20 protein-coding genes are annotated in these 22,280 nt (G+C 70.2%); 4 read left to right on the top strand and 16 right to left on the bottom strand.

Annotated elements, in window-relative coordinates; translation table 11 throughout:
• Nucleotides 1–31: 31 nt before the first annotated feature.
• From ACFZAM_RS15410 to ACFZAM_RS15400, 3 genes are all read right to left on the bottom strand, one after another.
• A complete protein-coding gene (locus ACFZAM_RS15410) occupies nt 32–1,042 on the bottom strand; it encodes an FKBP-type peptidyl-prolyl cis-trans isomerase (RefSeq protein WP_391046239.1) in 1,011 nt (336 codons plus the stop codon).
• A 205-nt stretch (nt 1,043–1,247) separates the two neighbouring features.
• Nucleotides 1,248–2,609 (bottom strand): Pup--protein ligase, encoded by a 1,362-nt coding sequence (gene pafA, locus ACFZAM_RS15405; RefSeq protein WP_355332986.1) that lies wholly within the window; start codon nt 2,607–2,609, stop codon nt 1,248–1,250.
• 9 nt (nt 2,610–2,618) lie between these two features.
• Entirely contained in the window at nt 2,619–3,875 is a 1,257-nt protein-coding gene (locus ACFZAM_RS15400; protein WP_391046238.1) for an MFS transporter, read from the bottom strand.
• Nucleotides 3,876–4,007: 132 nt separating this feature from the next.
• Between ACFZAM_RS15400 and ACFZAM_RS15395 the strand changes: the two genes are divergently transcribed.
• Nucleotides 4,008–5,072: a substrate-binding domain-containing protein gene (locus ACFZAM_RS15395; RefSeq protein WP_391046236.1), complete on the top strand. Its 1,065-nt coding sequence runs from the start codon at nt 4,008–4,010 to the stop codon at nt 5,070–5,072.
• Between the two features lie 61 nt (nt 5,073–5,133).
• Here the strand turns inward: ACFZAM_RS15395 and prcA are convergent, their stop codons facing one another.
• The 5 genes from prcA to arc form a co-directional block, all read right to left on the bottom strand.
• Nucleotides 5,134–5,880, bottom strand: a complete 747-nt coding sequence (prcA, locus tag ACFZAM_RS15390) for a proteasome subunit alpha (RefSeq protein WP_188282987.1) — start codon at nt 5,878–5,880, stop codon at nt 5,134–5,136.
• 71 nt (nt 5,881–5,951) lie between these two features.
• Nucleotides 5,952–6,797 (bottom strand): proteasome subunit beta, encoded by an 846-nt coding sequence (gene prcB, locus ACFZAM_RS15385; protein ID WP_355332993.1) that lies wholly within the window; start codon nt 6,795–6,797, stop codon nt 5,952–5,954.
• The gene (locus tag ACFZAM_RS15380; protein ID WP_188282985.1) at nt 6,798–7,016 is read right to left on the bottom strand and encodes a ubiquitin-like protein Pup; all 219 of its coding nucleotides are present in this window, start codon (nt 7,014–7,016) and stop codon (nt 6,798–6,800) included. It abuts the gene before it with no gap.
• A 144-nt stretch (nt 7,017–7,160) separates the two neighbouring features.
• Nucleotides 7,161–8,672 carry a depupylase/deamidase Dop gene (gene dop / locus ACFZAM_RS15375; protein ID WP_391046233.1) on the bottom strand — a complete coding sequence of 504 codons (1,512 nt, stop codon included), beginning with the start codon at nt 8,670–8,672 and terminating at the stop codon, nt 7,161–7,163.
• A 93-nt stretch (nt 8,673–8,765) separates the two neighbouring features.
• A complete protein-coding gene (gene arc / locus ACFZAM_RS15370; protein ID WP_355332999.1) occupies nt 8,766–10,532 on the bottom strand; it encodes a proteasome ATPase in 1,767 nt (588 codons plus the stop codon).
• A 236-nt stretch (nt 10,533–10,768) separates the two neighbouring features.
• Here arc and ACFZAM_RS15365 point away from each other — a divergent pair, with 236 nt between their 5' ends.
• A complete protein-coding gene (locus ACFZAM_RS15365) occupies nt 10,769–11,122 on the top strand; it encodes a ferredoxin (RefSeq protein ID WP_355333001.1) in 354 nt (117 codons plus the stop codon).
• A gap of 58 nt (nt 11,123–11,180) precedes the next feature.
• On the opposite strand, the gene ACFZAM_RS15360 is transcribed toward ACFZAM_RS15365, so the two are convergent.
• The 3 genes from ACFZAM_RS15360 to ACFZAM_RS15350 all read right to left on the bottom strand — a co-directional run bounded on the left by ACFZAM_RS15360 (nt 11,181) and on the right by ACFZAM_RS15350 (nt 14,203).
• Nucleotides 11,181–11,747, bottom strand: a complete 567-nt coding sequence (locus tag ACFZAM_RS15360) for a hypothetical protein (protein WP_355333004.1) — start codon at nt 11,745–11,747, stop codon at nt 11,181–11,183.
• 231 nt (nt 11,748–11,978) lie between these two features.
• Nucleotides 11,979–12,899: a tRNA (adenine-N1)-methyltransferase gene (locus ACFZAM_RS15355; RefSeq protein ID WP_391046230.1), complete on the bottom strand. Its 921-nt coding sequence runs from the start codon at nt 12,897–12,899 to the stop codon at nt 11,979–11,981.
• A 35-nt stretch (nt 12,900–12,934) separates the two neighbouring features.
• Nucleotides 12,935–14,203: a site-2 protease family protein gene (locus ACFZAM_RS15350; RefSeq protein ID WP_391046228.1), complete on the bottom strand. Its 1,269-nt coding sequence runs from the start codon at nt 14,201–14,203 to the stop codon at nt 12,935–12,937.
• Between the two features lie 91 nt (nt 14,204–14,294).
• On the opposite strand from ACFZAM_RS15350, the gene ACFZAM_RS15345 reads away from it, so the two are divergent.
• Both ACFZAM_RS15345 and ACFZAM_RS15340 read left to right on the top strand, forming a co-directional pair.
• The gene (locus ACFZAM_RS15345; protein WP_355333010.1) at nt 14,295–15,179 is read left to right on the top strand and encodes a PD-(D/E)XK nuclease family protein; all 885 of its coding nucleotides are present in this window, start codon (nt 14,295–14,297) and stop codon (nt 15,177–15,179) included.
• Between the two features lie 19 nt (nt 15,180–15,198).
• Nucleotides 15,199–15,870: a response regulator gene (locus ACFZAM_RS15340; RefSeq protein WP_188282977.1), complete on the top strand. Its 672-nt coding sequence runs from the start codon at nt 15,199–15,201 to the stop codon at nt 15,868–15,870.
• A gap of 113 nt (nt 15,871–15,983) precedes the next feature.
• On the opposite strand, the gene ACFZAM_RS15335 is transcribed toward ACFZAM_RS15340, so the two are convergent.
• Genes ACFZAM_RS15335 through ACFZAM_RS15315 form a run of 5 tightly spaced genes read right to left on the bottom strand, consistent with a single transcriptional unit; the run spans nt 15,984 to nt 22,104 of the window.
• Nucleotides 15,984–17,582, bottom strand: a complete 1,599-nt coding sequence (locus tag ACFZAM_RS15335) for an ABC transporter substrate-binding protein (RefSeq protein ID WP_355333012.1) — start codon at nt 17,580–17,582, stop codon at nt 15,984–15,986.
• A gap of 26 nt (nt 17,583–17,608) precedes the next feature.
• Nucleotides 17,609–18,961 carry an oligopeptide/dipeptide ABC transporter ATP-binding protein gene (locus ACFZAM_RS15330; protein WP_391046226.1) on the bottom strand — a complete coding sequence of 451 codons (1,353 nt, stop codon included), beginning with the start codon at nt 18,959–18,961 and terminating at the stop codon, nt 17,609–17,611.
• Complete coding sequence (locus ACFZAM_RS15325; protein WP_391046224.1) at nt 18,945–20,045, bottom strand: oligopeptide/dipeptide ABC transporter ATP-binding protein; 1,101 nt, start codon at nt 20,043–20,045, stop codon at nt 18,945–18,947. The genes ACFZAM_RS15330 and ACFZAM_RS15325 overlap by 17 nt, the downstream gene beginning before the upstream one ends.
• Complete coding sequence (locus tag ACFZAM_RS15320) at nt 20,042–21,085, bottom strand: ABC transporter permease subunit (protein WP_391046222.1); 1,044 nt, start codon at nt 21,083–21,085, stop codon at nt 20,042–20,044. Before ACFZAM_RS15320 ends, ACFZAM_RS15325 begins: the two co-directional genes overlap by 4 nt.
• Nucleotides 21,085–22,104 carry an ABC transporter permease subunit gene (locus ACFZAM_RS15315; protein WP_391046219.1) on the bottom strand — a complete coding sequence of 340 codons (1,020 nt, stop codon included), beginning with the start codon at nt 22,102–22,104 and terminating at the stop codon, nt 21,085–21,087. Before ACFZAM_RS15315 ends, ACFZAM_RS15320 begins: the two co-directional genes overlap by 1 nt.
• Nucleotides 22,105–22,280: the final 176 nt, after the last annotated feature.

Below are 22,280 nucleotides of genomic sequence, written 5' to 3'. Positions count from 1 at the left end.
TCCTTGTGCGTTGCGGGCAACCTGGACAGTCTTACAGAATCGCCAGGATGTCCAAGGAGAAGACCAGGGTGGCGTTGGCCGGGATGTTGCTGCCGCTGGGCGGCGTGGCGCCGTAGGCCAGGTCTCCGGGGGTCACCAGCATGACGCGGCTGCCCGCCTTCTTGCCGACCAGGCCCTCCTGCCAGCCCTTGATGAGCTGCGCGAGCGGGAAGGCGGCGAGCTGACCGGCGGTGTAGCTGGCGTCGAACTCCTTGCCGCCGTCCCACAGCACGCCCTTGTACTGGAGCAGCAGCGTGTCGGTGGCCTTCACCGCGGTGCCGTCGCCCTCCAGGATGTACTCGGAGACCAGCTTGGTCGGCGCCTTGACCTTGGGCACCGTGATGCTGGGCGCCTTGCCGTCGGTGTTGGTGCCGACCTTCGGCAGATTCGCGTCGTTCTGCGGGACGGCCTTGCCCTTGGCGGAGCTCTTGGCGTTGTAGGTCGCCAGCACGTCGATCACGAAGACCAGCGTGTCGGTGCCCTTGATGCCCGCCTGGGAGTTGCCCGAGGTGCCGTAGCCCAGGGCCGGCGGGATCGCCATCTCGACGCGGCTGTTGACCTTCTGGCCGACCAGGCCCTTGTCCCAGCCGGGGATGACCTTCCCCTGGCCGATGACGTTGGTGTACGGCGCGCGGCCGTAGGAGGTGTCGAAGACCTTGGCGGTGTCCCAGATCTGGCCGAGGTAGTTGGTCGTGACGTAGTCGCCCGCGACGATGGCGGCGCCGTCGCCCTGGATGACGGTCTTGACGGCCAGGTCGGTGGACGGGGTGCCGGTGCCCTTGGCGACGGTGGGCTTCTCGCCGAACTTGGTGCCGCCGGTGATGTCCGGTACGGGGCCCGCCACGATCTTCGTGCTGGGCGTGGCGGACGCGGACGGCGAGCCCGAGGTCGAGGGGGATTCGGATGCCGCCGGGTCGCTCTTGCTCTTGCTGTCGTCGCTGCCACAACCGGCGGCGGTGAGCATGAGCGCGGGCACGGCGAGCAGTACGGAGCGTCGGCGCACGGATGTCCTCGGTTCGGATCGGGTTCGGGAACGGCGGCTGGATGCCGTCCCACACCCTACGGCGTGCCACAGGCCCCGTACGAGTTCTGCACGGGGCCTGTGTGCCGTCTGTGACGCCGGGTCATGGCGTGCGCCGGTACGTCTAACCGACAGGTCGTACCGGGATGTCACGCCGCCGGTAGGACATATCGGCTCGCGTACCGGCCTACATGCCGGCGATGAGCTTCTCCACCCGGTCGTCGACCGACCGGAAGGGGTCCTTGCACAGCACGGTGCGCTGCGCCTGGTCGTTGAGCTTCAGGTGCACCCAGTCGACGGTGAAGTCGCGGCGCTGTTCCTGCGCACGGCGGATGAAGTCGCCGCGCAGCCGCGCCCTGGTGGTCTGCGGGGGCACCGACTTGGCCTCGAAGATCTTCAGGTCGGTGCAGATCCGCTTGGCCTGGCCCTTGCGTTCCAGCAGGTAGTACAGGCCGCGGCGGCGGTGGATGTCGTGGTAGGCGAGGTCGATCTGGGCGACCCGGGGGTGGGACATCGTGATGTTGTCCCGGTTCCGGTAGCGCTCGATGAGCTGGTACTTCATCACCCAGTCGATCTCGGTGCCGATCCGGGCGAGGTCGCCGCTGCCGATGGAGTCCAGGGTGCGGCCCCACAGCTCCAGGACCTGCTCGATGACACCGCTGCGGATGCCGCGGCGCTCGCAGAACTCGACGGCCTTGGAGTAGTACTCCTGCTGGATGTCCAGGGCGGACGCCTCGCGGCCCGAGGCGAGCCGGACCTTGCGGCGGCCGGTGATGTCGTGGCTGACCTCGCGGATGGCCCGGATCGGGTTCTCCAGGGTCAGGTCGCGCATCACGGTGCCCGCCTCGATCATCCGCAGGACGAGGTCGGTGGCGCCGACCTTGAGCAGCATCGTGGTCTCGGACATGTTGGAGTCGCCGACGATGACGTGCAGGCGCCGGTAGCGCTCGGCGTCGGCGTGCGGCTCGTCGCGGGTGTTGATGATCGGACGGGAGCGGGTGGTGGCGGAGCTGACACCCTCCCAGATGTGCTCGGCCCGCTGGCTCACGCAGAAAACGGCGCCGCGCGGGGTCTGGAGCACCTTCCCCGCGCCGCACAGAAGCTGCCGGGTGACGAGGAACGGAATGAGGATGTCGGCGAGCCGGGAGAATTCTCCGTGCCTGGCGACCAGGTAATTCTCGTGACATCCGTAGGAGTTGCCGGCCGAGTCGGTGTTGTTCTTGAAGAGGTACACATCGCCTGCGATGCCCTCTTCGTGAAGGCGTCGTTCGGCGTCCACGAGAAGGCCCTCAAGGATGCGTTCGCCGGCCTTGTCGTGCGTGACGAGTTCGGTGACGTTGTCGCACTCGGGAGTGGCGTACTCCGGGTGCGAACCGACGTCGAGATAGAGGCGGGCACCGTTGCGGAGGAAAACATTGCTGCTCCGGCCCCATGACACGACACGGCGGAAGAGGTACCGCGCCACCTCGTCAGGGGACAGACGCCGCTGTCCCCTGAACGTGCATGTGACGCCGTACTCGTTCTCCAGCCCGAAAATGCGGCGGTCCATGTCTGAACATTACGCCTGATGCGTGGTGCTGAAACGAGGTTCGACCGCTCCGTTTCGATCTTTTTCGGAGGGGCTCCGGAGGTTTGGCGGCGTCAGGATTCGGCCGGTGCACAGCAGGACGAGCATCGCGACCGCGCCGCCCGCGCCCGCGACCCCGAATCCGGCGGCCGTTCCGCCGTGTTGGGCGGCGACTCCGGCGGCGGCCGTGCCGAGCGCCGCGCCGACCCCGGCGGAGGTCACCACCCAGGAGAACGCCTCGGTGACGGTGCCGGCCGGGGCGTGTCGGTCGACCACGAGGAAGCCGCAGGCCAGGGCGGGGGCGAGGAAGAGTCCGGCGAGCGCGGCCAGCGGCAGCATCCAGGGCAGGCCCGGCACCAGCGCCAGCGGCGGGTAGCAGAGGGCGAGGCCGACCGAGAGCAGCCGCAGGCGGCGCTCGGGCACGCCGGACCAGACGCGGGCGCCGTAGGTGAGGCCGCCGACGAGGGCGCCCGCGCCGTTGGCGGCCAGGACGTACGCGGCGACCGGGCCGCCGCCGTGCGCGTCGCCGTAGGCCACGGCGGCCAGCGAGACGGCGCCGAGGGCGATGCCGACGAAGAAGAAGGCGCCGAGCAGGACGGCGAGGCCCGGTGAGCGCAGCGCGCCGAGCCAGTGGGCCTCGTGCGGGACGGCCCGCCACTGCCGGGAGGGGCGGGAGGTCACCACGACGAGGGTGCCCGCGACGCCGAGCGCGCCGGTGACGATCAGGGCGACGGCCTGCGAGGCGGCCGAGACGATGACGGTCACCAGCAGCGGCCCGAGGGTGAACAGCACCTCCTGCGCGGCGGCGTCCAGCGCGTACGCCTTCTGCACCCGCTCCTCGTCGCGCAGCACGGAGGCCCACAGGGCCCGCAGGCCGCCCTCCAGCGGCGGTGTGGCGACCCCGGCCAGGACGACGGCGGCGACGGCCAGCGGCAGCGGGTCGGGGCCGACGGCCGCGAGCAGTCCGAAGCCCGCCGCGGCCAGCAGCGCGGCGGCGGTCATCACCCGCGGCTGGCCGCGCCGGTCGACGGCCCGGCCGAGCAGCGGCTGCCCGATGGCGACGGCGGCGCCGTAGATCGCGGACAGGGTGCCCGCGAGGCCGTATCCGGCGCCCTCGGAGCGCGCGAAGAGCACGATGGCGAGCGCCGCCATGGCGTTGGGCAGCCGTCCGAGGAGGGTCCCGCCGAGCAGCCGTGCGGCGTGCCGTGTACGCAGCAGGTCCCCGTATCCCGCGGTCTGCCCAGCCATCCCGGCCCCTCTCCCCCGGCGGTCCCCGGTGCCTCGCCGCCGTGACCGGCGGGTCACGGCCGCGACCCGCACCGCGACCCGAAGGCCGCGACCGCTCACGTGTTACGTATAACGTCTACGGTCATACGTACCATGTCGGCAGTCGGCGGGTCCACCCGCAGGAGCGAACGGGAAGGGTGCGGAAGGTTGACGGGGAGTACGCGGCCGACCTCTCGTGACGTCGCGCGGGCGGCCGGAGTGTCGCAGGCGACGGTCTCGCTCGTGCTCGGCGGGAAGTGGCACGGCCGGGTGTCGGAGCGGACGGCGCACGCCGTACGGGACGCGGCGGGGCGGCTCGGCTACCGGCCGAATCTCGCCGCCCGCAATCTGCGGCTCGGCCGCACCCGGACGGCCCTGATGGTGGTGCCCGCGCTCACCAACGAGTACTTCGCCCGCGTCTACACGGGGGCGGCGCTGGTCGCCGCCGAGCACGGCTTCGGCGTGGTGCTCTACCCGTCACCCGACGGCGTCGGACCGGCCCGCGACCCCTTCGGCTCCGCCCGGGCGGCCATCGACGGGGTCATCGCCTCCTCGATGGCCGCGGACGCCCTGACCGGCATCGGCGGCGGTGAACTGCCGCTGGTGATGCTGGACAGCGGTCCGGCGGCGCCGGGCGGTCCCCCCACGGTCGACCTGGCGGTCGGCGACGGATTCCGGCAGGTGGTGCGCCACCTCGTCGCGCTCGGGCACCGGCGGATCGCCCATGTCGCGGCCGACATCGACAGTTGGACGTTCCACGAGCGCACGCGGACGGTCGCGGCCGAGCTGGCCGCGGTTCCCGGAGCGGAACTCACCTCCGAGCGCTGCTCCCTGGACGTGGACTCCGGTCGCTCCGCCGCCCTGCGCGCTCTGCGCGGGCCGGGCCCCCGGCCCACCGCCCTGCTGTGCGACGACGACATCCTGGCCGCGGGGGCGTGCAAGGCCGCCAGGAGCCTGGGGCTCCGGGTGCCCGCGGACCTGTCCGTCACCGGCTTCGACGATCTGGCGTTGGCCACCGCGCTCGATCCCGAGCTGACCAGCGTGCGGCTGCCCGCCGAGGCGGTCGGGGACCGCGGTATGACCGCGCTGCTCAGCCTTCTCGACGGGGGCTCCGTCGGGCCGGTGGAACTCCCCGTCGAACTCGTCGTCCGCGGCTCCTCGGCCCCGCCGCCGGCCTGACCCCTCGCCAGGTCGCCGCCCGCCCCCCCCGCGGGGGGGCGGGCGGCGCCCGTGCGGGGCGCTACTCCTCCTCGTCCGAGGGGTCGTCCGTGGTGGCCGTCGAGGCGGACTCGGTCTCCAGCAGGCGGGAGAGCTGGCGGCCGAGGATGCGCTTGAACTTGCGCTGCTGGGGGCGGGTGCGGTCGAGGACGGCGACCTCCAACTGCTCGGCGGTGAGCTGGCGGTCGCTGCCGTTGTTGTCGCGGCCGAGGGATTCGACGGCCAGCGCCAGCGCCTCGGCGAGCGTCATGCCGTCGCGGTGCCGCTGGTCGAGGTAGCTGCCGATCTGGTCGGAGTTGCCGCCGACCGCGACCGCGCCGTGCTCGTCGACGATCGACCCGTCGTGCGGCAGCCGGTAGATCTGGTCGTCCTCGGGCGCCGAGCCGACCTCCGCGACGATCAGCTCGACCTCGTAGGGCTTCTCCCCCACGCTGGAGAAGATGGTGCCCAGGGTCTGCGCGTAGACGTTGGCCAGCCCACGGGCCGTCACGTCCTCGCGGTCGTAGGTGTATCCGCGCAGATCGGCGTAGCGCACGCCGCCGATCCGCAGATTCTCGAACTCGTTGTACTTGCCGACCGCCGCGAAGGCGATCCGGTCGTAGATCTCGCTGACCTTGTGGAGTGCGCGGGACGGGTTCTCGGCGACGAAGACGATGCCGTCGGTGTACTGGAGCACGACGACGCTGCGGCCACGCGCGATGCCCTTGCGGGCGTACTCGGCGCGGTCGGCCATGGCCTGCTGAGGTGAAACGTAAAAGGGCGTGGACACCGGCTAACCGTGCCTTTCTGCTGTCGGCTCTGAGGGATGCGTCGCTTGACCGGTTCTCAACTGACCGGCTCTCAGAGCACTTCGGCCCGCGGGCCGTCGGGGTGCTCCAGACGTCCGTCCAGCACGGCGCGGGCGATCTCGGAGACCTCGGCCTCGCTGAGCCTGCGGAAGCCCTCTTCGGTGATCACCGCGACGATCGGGTAGATCCGCCGGGTGATGTCGGGGCCGCCGGTGGCCGAGTCGTCGTCCGCGGCGTCGTAGAGCGCCTGGATGACGGCGGTGGCCAACTGACGCTCGGTGAGGTCGCTGCGGTAGAGCTTCTTCAGCGAGCTGCGGGCGTAGACCGAGCCGGAGCCGGTCGCGGTGAAGCCCACGTCCTCGCTGCGGCCGCCGGTCACGTCGTACGAGAAGATGCGGCCCTTCTCGCGCTCGGTGTCGTATCCGGCGAAGAGCGGGACGACGGCCAGCCCTTGGAGCGCCATGCCGAGGTTGCCGCGGATCATGGTGGACAGCCGGTTGGCCTTGCCCTCCAGGGACAGCGTCGCCCCTTCGATCTTCTCGTAGTGCTCCAGCTCCAGTTGGAAGAGCTTGACCATCTCCACCGCGAGGCCCGCGGTGCCCGCGATGCCGACCGCCGAGAACTCGTCGGCGGGGAAGACCTTCTCGATGTCGCGCTGGGCGATGACATTGCCCATCGTGGCCCGCCGGTCACCGGCGAGGATGACCCCGCCGCTGAAGGTGGCGGCCACGATGGTGGTGCCGTGCGGGAGTTCGACGGCGCCCTTGACCGGCGGGAGCGACCGGTTGCCCGGCAGCAGCTCCGGCGAGTGGTCGCCCAGGAAGTCCAGGAAGGAGGAGGATCCCGGCGTCAGGAACGCCGCCGGGAGCCGTCCGGTGCCATACGTGCCGGCTGCCACCTACTCGCCGCCCTTCTGCACGAAGGAACGCACGAAGTCCTCGGCGTTCTCCTCGAGTACGTCGTCGATCTCGTCCAGCACCGAGTCCACGTCGTCGGAGAGCTTCTCCTGGCGCTCCTTGAGGTCGTCGGCCGCCTGGGCGTCCTGCTGGACCTCCTCGACCTCCTCCGTGGAACGCGTCGCCTTCTGCTGTCCGCCGTCGGTGTCCTTGGTAGCCATGTCCCTCACCCCGCTATTCCGTGCGCTCGGTTGACTGCCTACAAGATCAGACCCTACAAGCAGGGCCCGACATCAGCGCTCGATTACGTCAACGTACGAGTGCCACTGGGTTGTTTCCCGGTTCTGGACCGTTTCAGCCGCGGATCAGCCGCCGGAAAGGATCCGTACCAGGTCCTCCGCCGTGCGACAGCGGTCCAGCAGCTCCTTCACGTGCTTGCGGGTGCCCCGCAGCGGCTCCAGCGTGGGAACCCGCTGGAGCGAGTCCCGGCCGGGCAGATCGAAGATCACCGAGTCCCAGGAGGCGGCGGCGACGTCGTCCGCGTACTGTTCGAGACAGCGCCCGCGGAAGTACGCCCTAGTGTCCTCGGGCGGCTTGGTGGCGGCCCTGACGACATCGGGCTCGTCCAGCAGCCGCCGCATGCGGCCGCGCTCCACCAGCCGGTTGTAGAGGCCCTTGTCGGGGCGTACGTCGGCGTACTGGAGGTCGACCAGGTGCAGCCTGGCGGCGTCCCAGCCCAGGTTGTCGCGGCGCCGGTAGCCCTCCAGCAGCTCGCGCTTGGCGATCCAGTCCAGCTCGCCCGACAGGCTCATCGGGTCGTTCTCCAGCCGGTTGAGCACGTCCTCCCAGCGGGCCAGCACATCGCGGGTCTGCGGGTCCGCGTCGACGCCGTAGCGCTCCTCGACGTATTTGCGGGCCAGCTCGAAATACTCCATCTGGAGCTGTACCGCGGTCAGCGTCCGGCCATTACGCAGCGTGACGAGCTGTCGCAGTGTGGGGTCGTGGGAGACCTCGTGCAGGGTGCGGACCGGCTGGTCGACGGCCAGGTCCACCTTGATGAAGGAGTCCTCGATCATGGAGAGCACCAGCGCGGTGGTGCCCAGCTTGAGGTAGGTCGAGATCTCGGAGAGGTTCGCGTCGCCGATGATCACATGGAGCCTGCGGTACTTCTCGGCGTCGGAGTGCGGTTCGTCGCGGGTGTTGATGATCGGGCGCTTGAGGGTGGTCTCCAGGCCCACCTCGACCTCGAAGTAGTCGGCGCGCTGGCTGATCTGGAAGCCGTCCTCACGGCCGTCCTGGCCGATGCCGACCCGGCCCGCGCCGGTCACGACCTGGCGCGAGACGAAGAAGGGCGTCAGGTGCCGCACGATGTCCGAGAACGGGGTCTCCCGCTTCATCAGGTAGTTCTCGTGCGTGCCGTAGGACGCGCCCTTGTTGTCGGTGTTGTTCTTGTAGAGGTGGATCGGCTGCGCGCCGGGGAGCTGCGCCGCCCGCAGCGCCGCCTCGGCCATGATGCGCTCGCCCGCCTTGTCCCACAGCACCGCGTCCCGCGGATTGGTGATCTCGGGCGAGGAGTACTCGGGGTGCGCGTGGTCGACGTACAGCCGCGCGCCATTGGTGAGGATCACATTGGCCAGGCCGATGTCCTCGTCGGTGAGCTGCGTGGAGTCGGCCGAGTCCCGGGCGAGGTCGAAGCCCCGGGCGTCCCGCAGCGGGTTCTCCTCCTCGAAATCCCAGCGGGCCCGCCTGGCCCGGTGCATCGCCGCCGCGTAGGCGTTGACGATCTGGGACGAGGTGAGCATGGCATTGGCGTTGGGGTGGCCGGGGACCGAGATGCCGTACTCCGTCTCGATGCCCATTACTCGCCGTACGGTCATGCGGCCCTCCTTGCCCGGCTCCGGCCCGTGCTGAGCCGGAAACACACCGGCTGCGGGTACCCGCTGTGGGGACCCGCAGCCGGAGGGTAGTGCTTACAGATACTGTCCCGTGTTCGCCACGGTGTCGATGGAGCGTCCGGTGTCCGCGCCCTGCTTTCCGGTCACCAGGGTGCGGATGAAGACGATCCGCTCGCCCTTCTTGCCGGAGATACGGGCCCAGTCGTCGGGGTTGGTGGTATTGGGCAGGTCCTCGTTCTCCTTGAACTCGTCCACACAGGCGGCGAGCAGGTGGGAGACGCGCAGGCCGCGCTGGTCGTGGTCGAGGAAGTCCTTGATCGCCATCTTCTTGGCCCGGTCGACGATGTTCTGGATCATCGCTCCGGAGTTGAAGTCCTTGAAGTAGAGGACTTCCTTGTCCCCGTTGGCGTAGGTGACCTCCAGGAAGCGGTTCTCCTCCGTCTCGGAGTACATCCGCTCGACCACCGACTGGATCATGGCGTCCACGGTGCCCGCCTTGGATCCGCCGTGCTCCGAGAGGTCCTCGGTGTGCAGCGGCAGGGTGTCGACCAGGTACTTCGAGAAGATGTCCTTGGCCGCTTCGGCGTCGGGACGCTCGATCTTGATCTTCACGTCCAGGCGGCCGGGCCGCAGGATCGCGGGGTCGATCATGTCCTCACGGTTGGACGCGCCGATGACGATGACGTTCTCCAGGCCCTCCACACCGTCGATCTCGGCGAGGAGCTGCGGGACGATGGTGTTCTCCACGTCCGAGCTGACACCGGATCCGCGGGTGCGGAAGAGGGATTCCATCTCGTCGAAGAAGACGATGACGGGGGTGCCCTCGCTCGCCTTCTCCCGCGCACGCTGGAAGACCAGGCGGATCTGCCGCTCGGTCTCGCCGACGTACTTGTTCAGCAGCTCGGGACCCTTGATGTTGAGGAAGTAGCTCTTGCCCTGCGGCTGCCCGGTGACCTCGGCGACCTTCTTCGCCAGCGAGTTGGCGACCGCCTTCGCGATGAGGGTCTTTCCGCAGCCGGGAGGGCCGTAGAGCAGCACGCCCTTGGGCGGGCGCAGTTCGTACTCCTTGAAGAGTTCGGCGTGCAGATAGGGCAGCTCCACCGCGTCGCGGATCTGCTCGATCTGGCCGCCGAGTCCGCCGATCTGGCGGTAGTCGATGTCGGGCACCTCTTCGAGGACGAGCTCTTCGACCTCGCTCTTGGGGACCCGTTCGTAGACATAGCCGGAGCGCGGTTCCAGCAGCAGGGCGTCGCCGGTCCGCAGGGCGCCGTCGAGGAGAGGTTCGGCGAGCCGTACCACCCGCTCCTCGTCGGTGTGTCCGATCACCAGGGCGCGCTCGCCGTCCTCCAGGACCTCCTTGAGGGTGACGATGTCGCCGACGCGCTCGAACTCCATCGCCTCGACCACATTGAGCGCTTCGTTGAGCATCAGCTCCTGTCCGCGCCTGAGGTCTTCGAGGTCGACGGCCGGGCTGACGTTCACCCGGAGCTTGCGCCCGCCGGTGAAGATGTCGGCCGTGCCGTCGTCATTCGCCTGAAGGAATACGCCGAAGCCGGCAGGTGGCTGCGCGAGCCGGTCGACTTCCTCCTTGAGGGCCACGATCTGGTCGCGGGCCTCCCGGAGGGTGTTCGCCAGCCGTTCGTTCTGCGCGGACACACCTGCCAGGTTGGTCTGCAGCTCGACGATCCGCTCCTCGAGAATCCTCGTGTGCCGCGGAGAATCGGCGAGCTTGCGTCGCAGGACGGCGATCTCCTGCTCAAGAAAGGCGACCTGGCTCATGGGGTCTTCCGAACCACGAGCGGGTCGGCCGCCACGGTTGTAGTCGTCGTCGTGGGCCGCCACGGTCCTCACCTCCTCCAAGGGGAGCTGGACGTTTCCAGACCCTACCTGGGCCGGTAGGGGTGTAAACCCCTAGATCAAAAAGACGATCGCGGTGTGTCCGATCTTCACCCTTGCGTACGTCCCTCCGCCAGTGAGATACCCACCGAGACCCGCCGATCACCATCGGAAAGCCGCCGGTTGTATCGTCGATCCGGTCAACACCCTGCGAAGGCTGTTGCTTCCTGATGGTGTTGCTGATGAGTTTCCGATGCTTCCTGAACGACGAACGGCAGGCGAGGGTTTCCGTGGGCAACGAGACGGCCGAAGCACTCGAGGTCTGGATCGACCAGGACCTCTGCACCGGTGACGGGATCTGCGTGCAGTACGCGCCCGAGATTTTCGAGCTGGACATCGACGGGCTGGCCTATGTGAAGGGTCCGGCTCCGGAGGGTGAGGAAGCCGAGCTGCTCCAGACACCTGGTGCCACCGTACCCGTACCGCTGCCGCTGTTGCGGGATGTGGTGGACTCGGCCAAGGAGTGCCCGGGCGACTGCATTCACGTGCGGCGCGCGGCGGACCGGGTCGAGGTGTACGGCCCGGACGCCGACTGAGCCGGACGGGCGGCCGGGGGCGGGCGCCGGGCCCGTGCGGCCGGACGGCCGCCCGCGGTCAGATGCTGTTGTTCGCCGGGCCGGGCAGCGCCACGTAGCGGCCGTCGCGCCACTCCCAGGAGTAGTCCCGCTTCAGGTCGGGGCAGCAGCGCGGCGTGGTGTCGCTCGAATAGCCGAGCACGGTGGCCCGTACGGTGCGGCCCTGGAGCCGGAAGCCGGTGACGGACCGCTTGTCGGCGGGCCTGACCAGGGTCTCGGCGATCGTCGGACGCCCGCCCGCGGTGGCGGGCGCGGCGAGGACGAAGACGCCGCTGGGCGGGGTGCCGGTGTCGGTCCGGCAGCGCACCACGACGACCGTCTCGGGCCGCCCGTCGCCGTCCAGGTCGCCGGACACGTGGTTCAGGACCTCCACCGGGGCGCCCGCGCAGTCCAGCGGGTACGTGACCGCCTGGGGGTCCGGCGCGGCCACCGGGGTGGCGGGCGCCTCGGCGCCGCCCGATGAGGCGTCCGCGGGCTGTACGAGGGCCCCCGCGGCCACGATGGCGCCGAGCGCGGCGGCCGTGGTGATCCAGTGCACCGTGCGGGTGCGGGTGTGCGGGAGGGCCGGGCCTGCGGACGGCTGCACTCGCCTGTCTCCTGGGGTCGAACGGCGGGGGTGGCCAGCATGGTGCCATACGTCACACCAGGGGGGAACGGCGGGGCGGCAGTTGCCCGTGGTACCGCGCGTGCGGTGCGGGGAAAGGCCCACGGACCCGGAGAATCGGACCGCGAAAAAGCCGCCGCCGGTGCCCATCGGAGGGCAAACCGGCGGCGGCCGGGTGAAGTTGGCCGAAACGGCGCTGTTGACCGGGTGGCGCTACGGGGCGGCGTCGGCCGGGGCGGAGCCGCCGCTCGCGCTGCCGGGTCCGGTGTAGTCCTCGCCGTAGGCGCCCTTGGCGGGCCTGCGGCGGCGCAGCGGGGGCTCCACGCCGTCCGCGAGGCGGCGGGCGGTGAGCAGGAAGCCGGTGTGTCCGATCATCCGGTGGTCGGGGCGGACGGCCAGTCCCTCGACGTGCCAGGTGCGGACCATGGTCTCCCAGGCCGCGGGCTCGTTGAAGGTGCCGTGCTCGCGGATGGCCTCCACAGTACGGGCGAGCTGCGTGGTGGTGGCCACGTACGCGCACAGGATGCCGCCGGGGACCAGGGCCTTGGCGACCGGCTCCAGGCACTCCCAGGGCGCCAGCATGTCCAGGATGACCCGGTCCACGTCGGTGTCCGAGAGGTGGTCCTGGAGGTCGCCGACGGTGAGCTGCCAGGCGGGGTGCGGTCCGCCGAAGTAGCGCTCCACGTTCTGGGTGGCGATCTCGGCGAAGTCGGCGCGGCGCTCGTAGCTGTGCAGCATGCCGTGGTCGCCGATCGCCCGCAGCAGGAAGCTGCTCAGCGAGCCGGAGCCCACGCCCGCCTCGACGACCCGGGCGCCGGCGAAGATGTCGGCCATCGCCAGGATCTGCCCCGCGTCCTTGGGGTAGACCACGGCGGCGCCGCGGGGCATGGACAGGACGTAGTCGGGGAGCAGGGGGCGCAGCGCGAGGTAGGCGACGTTTCCCGTGGTTCGGACAACACTGCCCTCGGGAGCACCGATCAGCTCGTCGTGCGGGAAAGCGCCCTTGTGGGTGTGGAACTGCTTTCCGGCTTCGAGCGTGAAGGTGTAGTGGCGTCCCTTGGGGTCGGTGAGCTGGACCTGGTCCCCGACTTTGAAGGGCCCGCGTCGGCGGGCGGCACCGGTCGGTTCGGACATAAGACCACCCTACCGGCTGTTATACGGCCGCCTGTTCACGCGTCGGGCCGGGACATCGCCGAGAGGAAGGCGCGTTCGACGTCCACGGTGGACAGGACGCCGTAGATCTCGCCGGTGGGCTCGACCACCAGGTACTCCGTGGAGGGGGCGGCCCGCAGGGCGTCGAGCAGCTCCTCGCCCGACAGCTCGGCCGAGACGCGCATGCCGGGGGTGAGGTCCTGGGCGAGGCCGCTGACGGCGACCCAGGGGCGGCGGTGCTCGGGGATGTTGACGATCGCGGACTCGCGGACCAGCGCGGTCGCGGCTCCCGCGCCGTCCACGACGACCAGGGCGCGCGCTCCCGCCTCGTTGGCCCGGCGCAGCGCCTCGGACAGCGGGGTGTCGGAGGCGACGGGCACGGCCCTGCGGGTGAGGGTGCGGGCACGCAGTCCCGGCAGCCGCTCGCGCAGCCTGGCCATGCGCAGGCTGTTGCCCGCGCCGGTCCAGATGATGGCGGCCAGGATCGCGGCGAGCAGGGCGTCGGTGAGCGAGTCCGCGCCGCTGCCGTCGCCGTTGTCGCGCAGGCCGCCCGCGTACGACAGCAGGGGCAGGCCGATCAGTACGGCGATGGCCAGGCCCCGGCCGACCCAGGCGGCGGCGACGGTGCCGGTCATCGGCTTGCCGCTGATCTTCCAGACCACGGCGCGCAGCATCCGGCCGCCGTCCAGCGGCAGGCCGGGCAGGAAGTTGAAGATGGCCACGATCAGATTGCTGACCATGAGTCCGGCGAGCAGCACTCCGGGGACGGTGCCGGACTCCACGAACTGCATGCCGCCGAAGAAGACCCCGGCCAGGACCAGCGAGAGCAGCGGGCCGACGAAGGCGAGCACGAATTCGCGGCCCGGTGTCTCCGACTCCTTCTCGATCTCGGAGACGCCGCCGAAGAACTGGAGCTGGATCCGCCGTACGGGGAGCCGGAAGCGGAGCGCGGCGACGGTGTGGGCCAGTTCGTGGATGAGCACGGAGGCGTAGAAGGCGACCGCGAAGAAGAGCGAGACCAGGTAGCGGATGCGGCCCAGCTCGGGCAGCACGGTTTCCAGCTGGCCGCCGAAGACCCAGGTGATCAGGGCGGCGACCAGGAACCAGCTCGGGGCGACGTAGATCGGGACACCGTAGAAGCGGCCCATGAGGATGCCGCCTCCGGGCTCGCGCGGCGGCTTGTCGCTGCCGCCGTCCCGGCCCGGGATGTTGGTGTTCTTGGACGGCGGCCGGCCGCTCTCGCTCACTGGTTCCCCTCGTTCGGATACGGACCCTGAGTCGATCATGCGGGACGACGGGCTCCGCAGCCATGCTATTGCCCCGCTGTTCCGGGCGGGACACCCGCACTGTCGGTGGCAGGCCGTAGGGTCGTCTGCCATGGGCACCAGCACCGAGAGCATCCCGCCGCGACCTCCGTCGTCGCTGTCCCCGTCGCGCGCGGCGGACTTCATGCGCTGCCCGCTGCTGTACCGGCTGCGGGTGATCGACCGGCTGCCCGAGCAGCCGAGCGAGGCGGCCACCCGGGGCACCGTGGTGCACGCCGTGCTCGAACGGCTCTTCGACGCCCCTGCCGCCGAGCGTACGGCCGAGCGGGCCCGGGCGATGGTGCCGGGCGAGTGGCGGAAGCTGCTGGCGGCCCGCCCCGAGCTGGCGTCGCTGTTCCGGGCGGCGGACGACGCGGTGGACGCGGGGGCGCTGGCGCAGTGGCTGGAGAGCGCCGAGCGGCTGGTGGACCGCTGGTTCACCCTGGAGGACCCGACGCGTCTGGAGCCCGCCGAGCGCGAGCTGTACGTGGAGACGGTGCTGGAGTCCGGGCTGACGCTGCGCGGATACGTGGACCGGCTGGACGTGGCACCGGCCAGCGGCGACCTGCGGGTGGTGGATTACAAGACGGGCAAGGCGCCGCGCCCGGAGTACGCGGACGAGCCGCTGTTCCAGATGAAGTTCTACGCGCTGGTGCTGTGGCGGCTGCGCGGTGTGGTGCCGCGCCGCCTCCAGCTCGTCTACCTGGGCAGCGGGGACGTGCTGACGTACGACCCGACCGAGGGCGATCTGCGGGCCACCGAGCGCAAGTTGCAGGCCCTGTGGGAGGCGATCAGGGAGGCGACGGCCAGCGGGGACTGGCGCCCGCGCCGTACGCCGCTGTGCGGCTGGTGCGACCACCAGGCGTTCTGTCCCGAGTTCGGGGGGACTCCCCCGCCCTATCCCCTGGCGGAAATAGCGGGTGCGCTGCCTCTCGTGGGCGAGAATGGCCCGATCTAGCGAAGGCGAAGGAGAACCCGTGGCTATTCGCGTCCTGCTGGTGGACGATCAGCCCCTGTTGCGTACCGGTTTCCGGATGATCCTGGAGGCCGAGGGCGATCTCGTCGTGGTCGGCGAGGCCGGGGACGGCCAGCAGGCCCTGGACCAGGTGCGGGCGTTGCAGCCCGATGTGGTCCTGATGGACATCCGGATGCCCCGGATGGACGGGGTGGAGGCGACCCGGCAGATCACCGGGCCCGACCGGTCGGGCCCGGCCAAGGTGCTGGTGCTGACCACCTTCGACCTCGACGAGTACGTGGTGGAGGCGCTGCGGGCCGGGGCCAGCGGCTTTCTGCTCAAGGACGCGCCCGCCGCCGAGCTGGTGCAGGCGATCCGGGTGGTCGCGGCCGGTGAGGCGATGCTCGCGCCGAGCATCACGCGGCGGCTGCTGGACAAGTACGCGGGCCGGCTGCCGTCCGGTGAGGACGCGGTGCCGCAGCCGCTGCACTCGCTGACCGAGCGCGAGGTCGAGGTGCTGAAGCTGGTGGCCCGCGGGTTGTCGAACGCGGAGATCGCCGCCGAGCTGTTCGTCAGCGAGACGACCGTCAAGACCCATGTCGGCCATGTGCTGACCAAGCTGGCGCTGCGCGACCGCGTCCAGGCGGCGGTCTACGCGTACGAGAGCGGGCTGGTGCGCCCCGGCGCGGGCTGACGTCCCCCGCGGGCGCACGACACGCGCGAAGCGGCCGGCCGCGGTCCCTGAGGTTCGGGACCGCGGCCGGCCGCTTTCGTCGTCGCGCCGTCACCGGACGGCCGGTCTCCGGGTCAGCCGGAGACGCCGCGGCCCAGCTCCCAGAACTGCGTGGTGGTCGAGGAGTTGAGCGCCCACTCGACACCGGTGATGTCGGGGCGCGACGCGATGTACTGCTTGCCCTGCCACAGCGGCAGCATCGGCACGTCCTGCGCGATGAGGTTCTGCGCGGTCGCGAAGTCGGCGCTGGCGGTGGACCGTTCGGCCTGCTTGCGGGTGGCGGGCAGGATCTGGTCCTGGATCTGCTTGTTCTTGTACGGCAGGTTCAGGAAGTTGTCCTTGTCGAAGAACGGCGCGATGTAGTTGTCGGGGTCCGGGAAGTCCGGGAGCCAACTGATCGCGAAGATCTGGTAGGCGCGGGAGGACGCCTTGGACAGGAAGGCGTTCCACTGCTCGCTCTTGGCCGTGACGGTGAACAGGCCGCTGGCGTTGAGCTGCCGGGCGATCTCCTCGGCCTCCGGCTGGTTCATCGTGCCGCCGGTGTCACGGCGGTAGTTGATGGTCAGCTCGACCTTGTCGTCGATGCCCGCGTGGTGCAGCAGCGACTTGGCGTTGCTGACGCTCGGCACCTGGTACTTGTTGAAGAACGAGTTGATGTGACCGGTGATGCCCTGCGGCACGACCGAGTACAGCGGCTCGGCGGTGCGCTTGTAGACGTCACGGGTGATCGCCTGGCGGTCCAGGACCCATGCCATGGCCTGCCGGACCGCGACGTCCTTGAGGTTCGGCGAGTCGGTGTTGAGGAACAGGTAGCGCGCCTCGCCGCCGGGGGCCTCGGTCAGCTTCACGTTCGGGTCGGTGCTCTGGAGCAGGTTGTTGATCTGGTCCGGGTTCAGCGTGCGCGACATCACGTCGATGCTGCCGGCCTTGAGCGCCGCCTCCATCTTCTTGGAGTCGGCGAACAGCTTCAGGTCGACCTTGCTGTTGTTGAGCTTGAGGATGCCGCCGTAGTGCGAGTTCTTGGAGAACACGCCCTGCTTGGCCTGGACGAAGGAGTCCAGCGTGTACGGTCCCGAGCCGACCAGCTTGAAGCCGGTGTACGGCTTGTCCATCTCGTAGACCCGGCTGTCGACGATCGCGGCGGCCGGGGTGGCGAGCTTGGCCGGGAAGGTGGCGTCGGCGGCCTTCAGGTGGAAGATCACGGTCTTGGAGTCGGGCGCCTCGACGGACTTCACGTCCGATATGAGGGACGCCGGGCCGACCTTGTAGTTGATCTTCTGCATGCGCTCGATGGAGAACTTGACGTCCTCCGCCGTGAGGTCGTGGCCGTTGGAGAACTTCTGGCCGTCGCGCATCGTGCAGGTGTACGTCAGCCCGGACGTGTCGTTGTAGTGGCACTCCTTCGCCGCGTCCGGGGTCGGGGTGGTGCTGCCGCGCGGGTAGGTGAGCAGCATCTGGAACGTGTTGTAGAAGATGTTCCAGGTCGCGCTGTCGTAGGAGGTCGCCGGGTCGAGGGGGGCCGGGTTGTCCTTGGTCAGCTCGATACTGTCCGTGGTGCCGACGACGATGGCTTTGCCGCTGTCGCCGCTCCCCCCGCCGGTACCGCCGCACCCAGCGATCAGGGGTGTCATGACGCCCAGCAGGGCGGGCAGCACCAGAAGCTTGCGGTTCATCGTCGTCGTTCTCCTCTTGTTCCCGCTCATGTTCCCTGGGCGCTCGCGGCGTGCTGGTGCAGGTGGCAGGCGACTTGCACGCCGGTCTTCGGAATCAGGTTGAGGCGCGGATCGCGTGGCGGGGCGAACTCCACCACGACCCGGCCGCTTTCGGCACGCATCGTGACCACTCCGCGCCAGAAGGGCTCACGCGGTTCGGCCGCCGATGCTTCCTCGCGCAGACGCCGGAGGTATTCCAGCACATCCTCGGCCGTGTGGCTTCTTCCGGGGGCGATCGATACGCGGCCGAGCCCTGGAGCGGACAGTGATTCGAGGTCCGCGAACAGCGCCTTCTCCGCGGTGCTGTCCTGCGGGGGCAGCTCCAGCCAGCGGCGTTCCAGCAGGGCGCGCAGGTCGCGGGCCTCCCAGCCGCACTCGGCGACCGCGACCGGGCAGCGCGGGTGAAAGGCGCAGCCCAGGGGCGGTGCGGCGGCGTCCGGGATCTCGCCGCGCGGCAGTTCGCGCTCCACGGCCAGCCGCGGGTCGGGCTCCGGGATGGCCGCGAGCAGGGCCTTGGTGTAGGGGTGCTGCGGGTCGGCGAAGACCTGTGCGGTCGGGCCGTACTCGACTATCCGGCCGAGATACATGATGGCGATGGTGTCACAGAAGAACTTCGCGCTCGCCAGGTCGTGGGTGACGTAGACGTACGTGAGGTCCAGGTCGCGCTTGAGGTCCAGCATGAGCTGGAGGATCTTGGCGCGGACGCTCATGTCGAGCATCGAGATGGGTTCGTCGGCGACCAGCAGTTCCGGCTCGGCGATGATCGCGCGGGCCAGTACGGCGCGCTGCTTCTGGCCGCCGGACAGGTCGGCGGGGAACTTGGAGAGGTAGCGCTCGGGCGGGGTGAGGCCGACGCGCTCCAGCGCGTCGGTGACCCTGGCGTCGTACTCCTGCTCGCTGTCGACGAGTCGGTGGATGCGCAGCGGGTGGCCGACAGCCGTGCGGATGTCCATCGCCGGGTTGAGGGAGGCGTGCGGGTCCTGGAAGACCATCTGGAGCTTGCGGCGCAGGGGGCGCAGCGCGCGTTCGCCGAGGCCGCCCATCTCCTGGCCGCGGTAGCGGATGGAGCCGCCGGTGGCCTTGTTCAGGCCGATCAGGGTGCGGCCGAGGGTGGTCTTGCCCGAGCCGGACTCGCCGACCAGGCCGAGCACCTCGCCCTTGCGCAGGGTGAGGCTCACGCCGTCGACGGCCTTGACCGCGCCGGCCGCCCGGCCGCCGAAGCGTCCCAGCAGGCTGCCGCGCAGGCCGAAGTGGACTTCGAGGTCGTCGACCTCGACGAGCGCCTCCGCGCCGTCCCCGGCGGCGCCGCCGGAGGGCATCACATCAGGCTTCGTCAGCAACGCTGATCTCCTTCACCGCGGCGAGCGGCTCGCGCCCGCCCGTTCCCAACTCGTCGGCCAGCGAGGGATCGGCCTCGATGGCCTGGTGCCAGCAGGCGCTGCGCACGCCGGAGGGCAGCGTCACCTCGGGCGGCTCCGCCGTCGCGCATCCCGCCATCGCCACCGGACAGCGCGGATGGAACCGGCAGCCATCCGGCGGTCGCACCAGATCCGGCGGACTGCCGGGGATGTAGTGCAGTCCCGTGGTGGACAGGGAGATGGTCGAGCGGAGCAGTTCCTTGGTGTACGGGTGCTGCGGGTCGGCGAACACCGCGCGGGCATCGCCCTGTTCGACGATGTGGCCGGCGTACATCACCGCGACGCGGTCGCACGCTTCGGCGACGATACCGAGATTGTGCGTGATCAGCACCAGTGAGGTGTCGAAGTTCTTCCTGAGGTCGGCGAGGATCTTGATGATCTGCGCCTCGACCAGGACGTCGAGGGCCGTGGTGGGCTCGTCGGCGACGATGAACGCGGGCCGCAGCACCAGCGCGAGCGCGATCATGATGCGCTGCCGCATGCCGCCGGAGAACTCGTGCGGGTAGTTCTCGTAGCGGCTCTCGGGGATGCCCATGCCGCGCAGCGCCTCCAGGGCGCGCGCCTTCACCTCGCGCTTGGGGAGGTCCTTGTGGTGGGTGCGCAGGGCCTCCTCGAAGTGCTGGGAGATCCGCATGAGGGGGTTGAGCCGGGTCATCGGCTCCTGGAAGATCAGGCCGAGTTCCGGGCCGCGCAGCTTCTGGATCTCGCGGTCGGACAGTTCGGTGAGGTTGCGGCCCGCGCCGCCCTCGCTGTTCAGCACGACCTCGCCGTCGACCGCGGCGGCGGCCGGGGTGAGGCCGAGGACGCCGCGGCCGAGGGTGGACTTGCCGCAGCCGGACTCGCCGACCAGGCCGAGGGTCTCGCCGGGGCGTACGTCGAAGCTGACGCCGTCCACGGCGCGGACCGGGCCGCGGTCGGTGCCGTACCAGACGCGCAGGTCGCGTACGGACAGGACGGGTCCGGCCGGTGCGGGCCCGGCGGGGACGGGTTCGGTCACGGTGGTCACTTGGCGGCCGTCCCTTCGGGGGTGATGACGGTGCGGCGGCGGGTGTGCGGCGGGAGCAGCACCTTGGAGATCCGGCGGCGGCGCATGGTCGGGTTGAGGACGTCGTTGAGTCCCTCGCCGAGCAGGGTGAAGCCGAGGATCGCGATGACCATGGCCAGGCCCGGGTAGAGGCAGGTCCACCACATGCCCGCGTTGACGTCGTCGATGGCGCGGGAGAGGTCGTAGCCCCACTCGGCGGCGTCGGTGGGCTGGATGCCCAGGCCCAGGAAGCCGAGGCCGGCCAGGGTGGCGATGGCGTCGGCGGCGTTCATCGTGGTGATGACGGGCACCGACTGGATGACGTTGCCGAAGAGGTACTTGCGGATGACGACGGACGGTTTGGCGCCCATCGCGCGGGCGGCCTCGACGAAGGTCGCCTCGCGGGCGGAGAGCGCGGAGGCGCGGACCACCCGGAAGTACTGCGGGATGTAGACCACGGTGATCGACAGGGCGGCGGTGATGATGCTGCCGCCCGCGATCCCGGCGAAGACGAATCCGGCGACGATCGCCAGCAGCAGGTAGGGGAACGCGAAGAGCGCGTCCATCACGAGCACCAGGATGCGGTCGAGCCAGCCGCCGAAGTAGCCGGAGAGCAGGCCCAGCAGGACGCCGATGATCAGCGAGAACACCACGGCGAGCACCATCACCTCCAGCGCGGTGCGGGCGCCGTAGATGGTGCGCGAGAGCACGTCGAGGCTCTGCACGGTGGTGCCGAACCAGTGGTCGCCGTCGGGCGCGCCCTGCTTGGGGAAGCGGGTGCCGCCGGACTGGTACGTGTCGAAGTCGTACGGCGCGATCAGCGGGCCGAAGACGGCCATGATCACGAAGAGCGCGGAGATCAGGGCGCCGGTCCAGAGCATGAACCGCGGTACGCCGCGGGCCTCGCGGATCGCCGCCCAGATCCGCCGCAGGCCGCCGAAGCGGGTCGACCTGGGGGCGGGCAGCTGTGCCTGCGGGGCCTCGGTGGCCGGGCCGGGGGGCATGGGGGTTGTCTGGGCCATCAGTACCGCACCCTCGGGTCGATCAGCGCGTTCACGAAGTCGATCAGCATGCTGATCACGACGACGACCAGGGCGAAGACGGTGACGATGCCCTGGACGGCGACGTAGTCGCGCTGGTTGATGTAGTCGATCAACTGGCGGCCGATGCCGGGCCAGTTGAAGATCTGTTCGGTGAGCACCGCGCCGCCGAGCAGCATGGCGACCTGGAGGCCGAGGACCGTGATCACCGGCACCAGGGCGTTGCGGAAGCCGTGCCGCGCCACGACGTGGCGTTCCTTGACGCCGCGGGCGCGGGCGGCCTCGATGTAGTCGCCCTGGAGCGACTGAATGAGGTTGATCCTGATCATCCGGATGAAGACGCCGACCACGAGCAGGCCGAGGCAGACCGACGGCAGGATCAGGTGCTGGGTGATGTCGCCGACCGCGTCCCAGTCGCCGGCCAGTACCGCGTCCACGATGAGGATGTGCGTCTGGGTGGGCACGTTGAGCTGCACCAGCGGGGAGGCCTGGCCGGAGGTGGAGCCGAAGGCGAGCATCAGCAGCGGCGCGGTGACGAAGACGGGCGCGGCGTAGCTGACGGTGCTGAAGAGCCGGCTGGTGACGTCGACCGCGCGGTCCCGGTAGCGGCCGGCGAGCAGGCCGACGGGGATGCCGATGACGGCGGCGAAGACCAGGCCGCCCGCGGTGAGGGTGAGGGTGGCGCCGCCGTTCTCGACGATGATGTCCCGCACGCTGCGGCGATCGGAGAACGTGGTGCCGAAGTTCAGGGTGCCGACGGACTTCAGGTAGTCCCAGAACTGCTGGTAGATGGGGGCGTCGAAGCCCGCCGCGTGGCGTCTGGCGGCGAGTTCGGCCGCGCTCAGCTTGCCGCCCTGCGAGGCCGAGATGGGGTCGCCCGGCGCCACCCGCATCATGACGAAGACCAGGACCAGCAGGATGAGGACCATGGGCACGGCGAGCGCGATCCTGGTGAGGACGTAGCGGCGCAGCGACCCGGACTGCTTGCTCGTGTTGCTCAACTGAGTGTGTCTTTCTTCAGGAACAGAACAGGCTCAGGTACGGGCTGGGGTGCGGGCTGGGGAACAGCCGCGGCGGGCGGGGGGGGGGGGGGGGGGCCCCCCCCCCCCCCCCCCCCCCCCCCGGGGGCGCCCCCCCCCCCAAAACACAAAAAACGGGGGGGCGCCCCGACGGGGCC

The sequence above is a fragment of the Streptomyces sp. NPDC008079 genome (assembly GCF_042957385.1).
In the GTDB taxonomy this organism is placed as follows: Bacteria; Actinomycetota; Actinomycetes; order Streptomycetales; family Streptomycetaceae; genus Actinacidiphila.
Note: the sequence above shows the minus strand (reverse complement) of the source record. Positions and strands in the feature narration are given on the sequence as shown.

Excerpts from the sequence above, each read along its gene's own strand:
- pafA (WP_355332986.1), bottom strand. The coding sequence starts at position 2,609 with ATGGACCGCCGCATTTTCGGGCTGGAGAACGAGTACGGCGTCACATGC.
- ACFZAM_RS15320 (WP_391046222.1), bottom strand. The coding sequence starts at position 21,085 with ATGGCCCAGACAACCCCCATGCCCCCCGGCCCGGCCACCGAGGCCCCG.
- ACFZAM_RS15365 (WP_355333001.1), top strand. The coding sequence starts at position 10,769 with ATGAGTTTCCGATGCTTCCTGAACGACGAACGGCAGGCGAGGGTTTCC.
- ACFZAM_RS15395 (WP_391046236.1), top strand. The coding sequence starts at position 4,008 with ATGTCGGCAGTCGGCGGGTCCACCCGCAGGAGCGAACGGGAAGGGTGC.
- ACFZAM_RS15355 (WP_391046230.1), bottom strand. The coding sequence starts at position 12,899 with ATGTCCGAACCGACCGGTGCCGCCCGCCGACGCGGGCCCTTCAAAGTC.
- ACFZAM_RS15345 (WP_355333010.1), top strand. The coding sequence starts at position 14,295 with ATGGGCACCAGCACCGAGAGCATCCCGCCGCGACCTCCGTCGTCGCTG.
- ACFZAM_RS15350 (WP_391046228.1), bottom strand. The coding sequence starts at position 14,203 with ATGATCGACTCAGGGTCCGTATCCGAACGAGGGGAACCAGTGAGCGAG.
- ACFZAM_RS15335 (WP_355333012.1), bottom strand. The coding sequence starts at position 17,582 with ATGAACCGCAAGCTTCTGGTGCTGCCCGCCCTGCTGGGCGTCATGACA.
- dop (WP_391046233.1), bottom strand. The coding sequence starts at position 8,672 with ATGACCGTACGGCGAGTAATGGGCATCGAGACGGAGTACGGCATCTCG.
- ACFZAM_RS15400 (WP_391046238.1), bottom strand. The coding sequence starts at position 3,875 with ATGGCTGGGCAGACCGCGGGATACGGGGACCTGCTGCGTACACGGCAC.
- ACFZAM_RS15380 (WP_188282985.1), bottom strand. The coding sequence starts at position 7,016 with ATGGCTACCAAGGACACCGACGGCGGACAGCAGAAGGCGACGCGTTCC.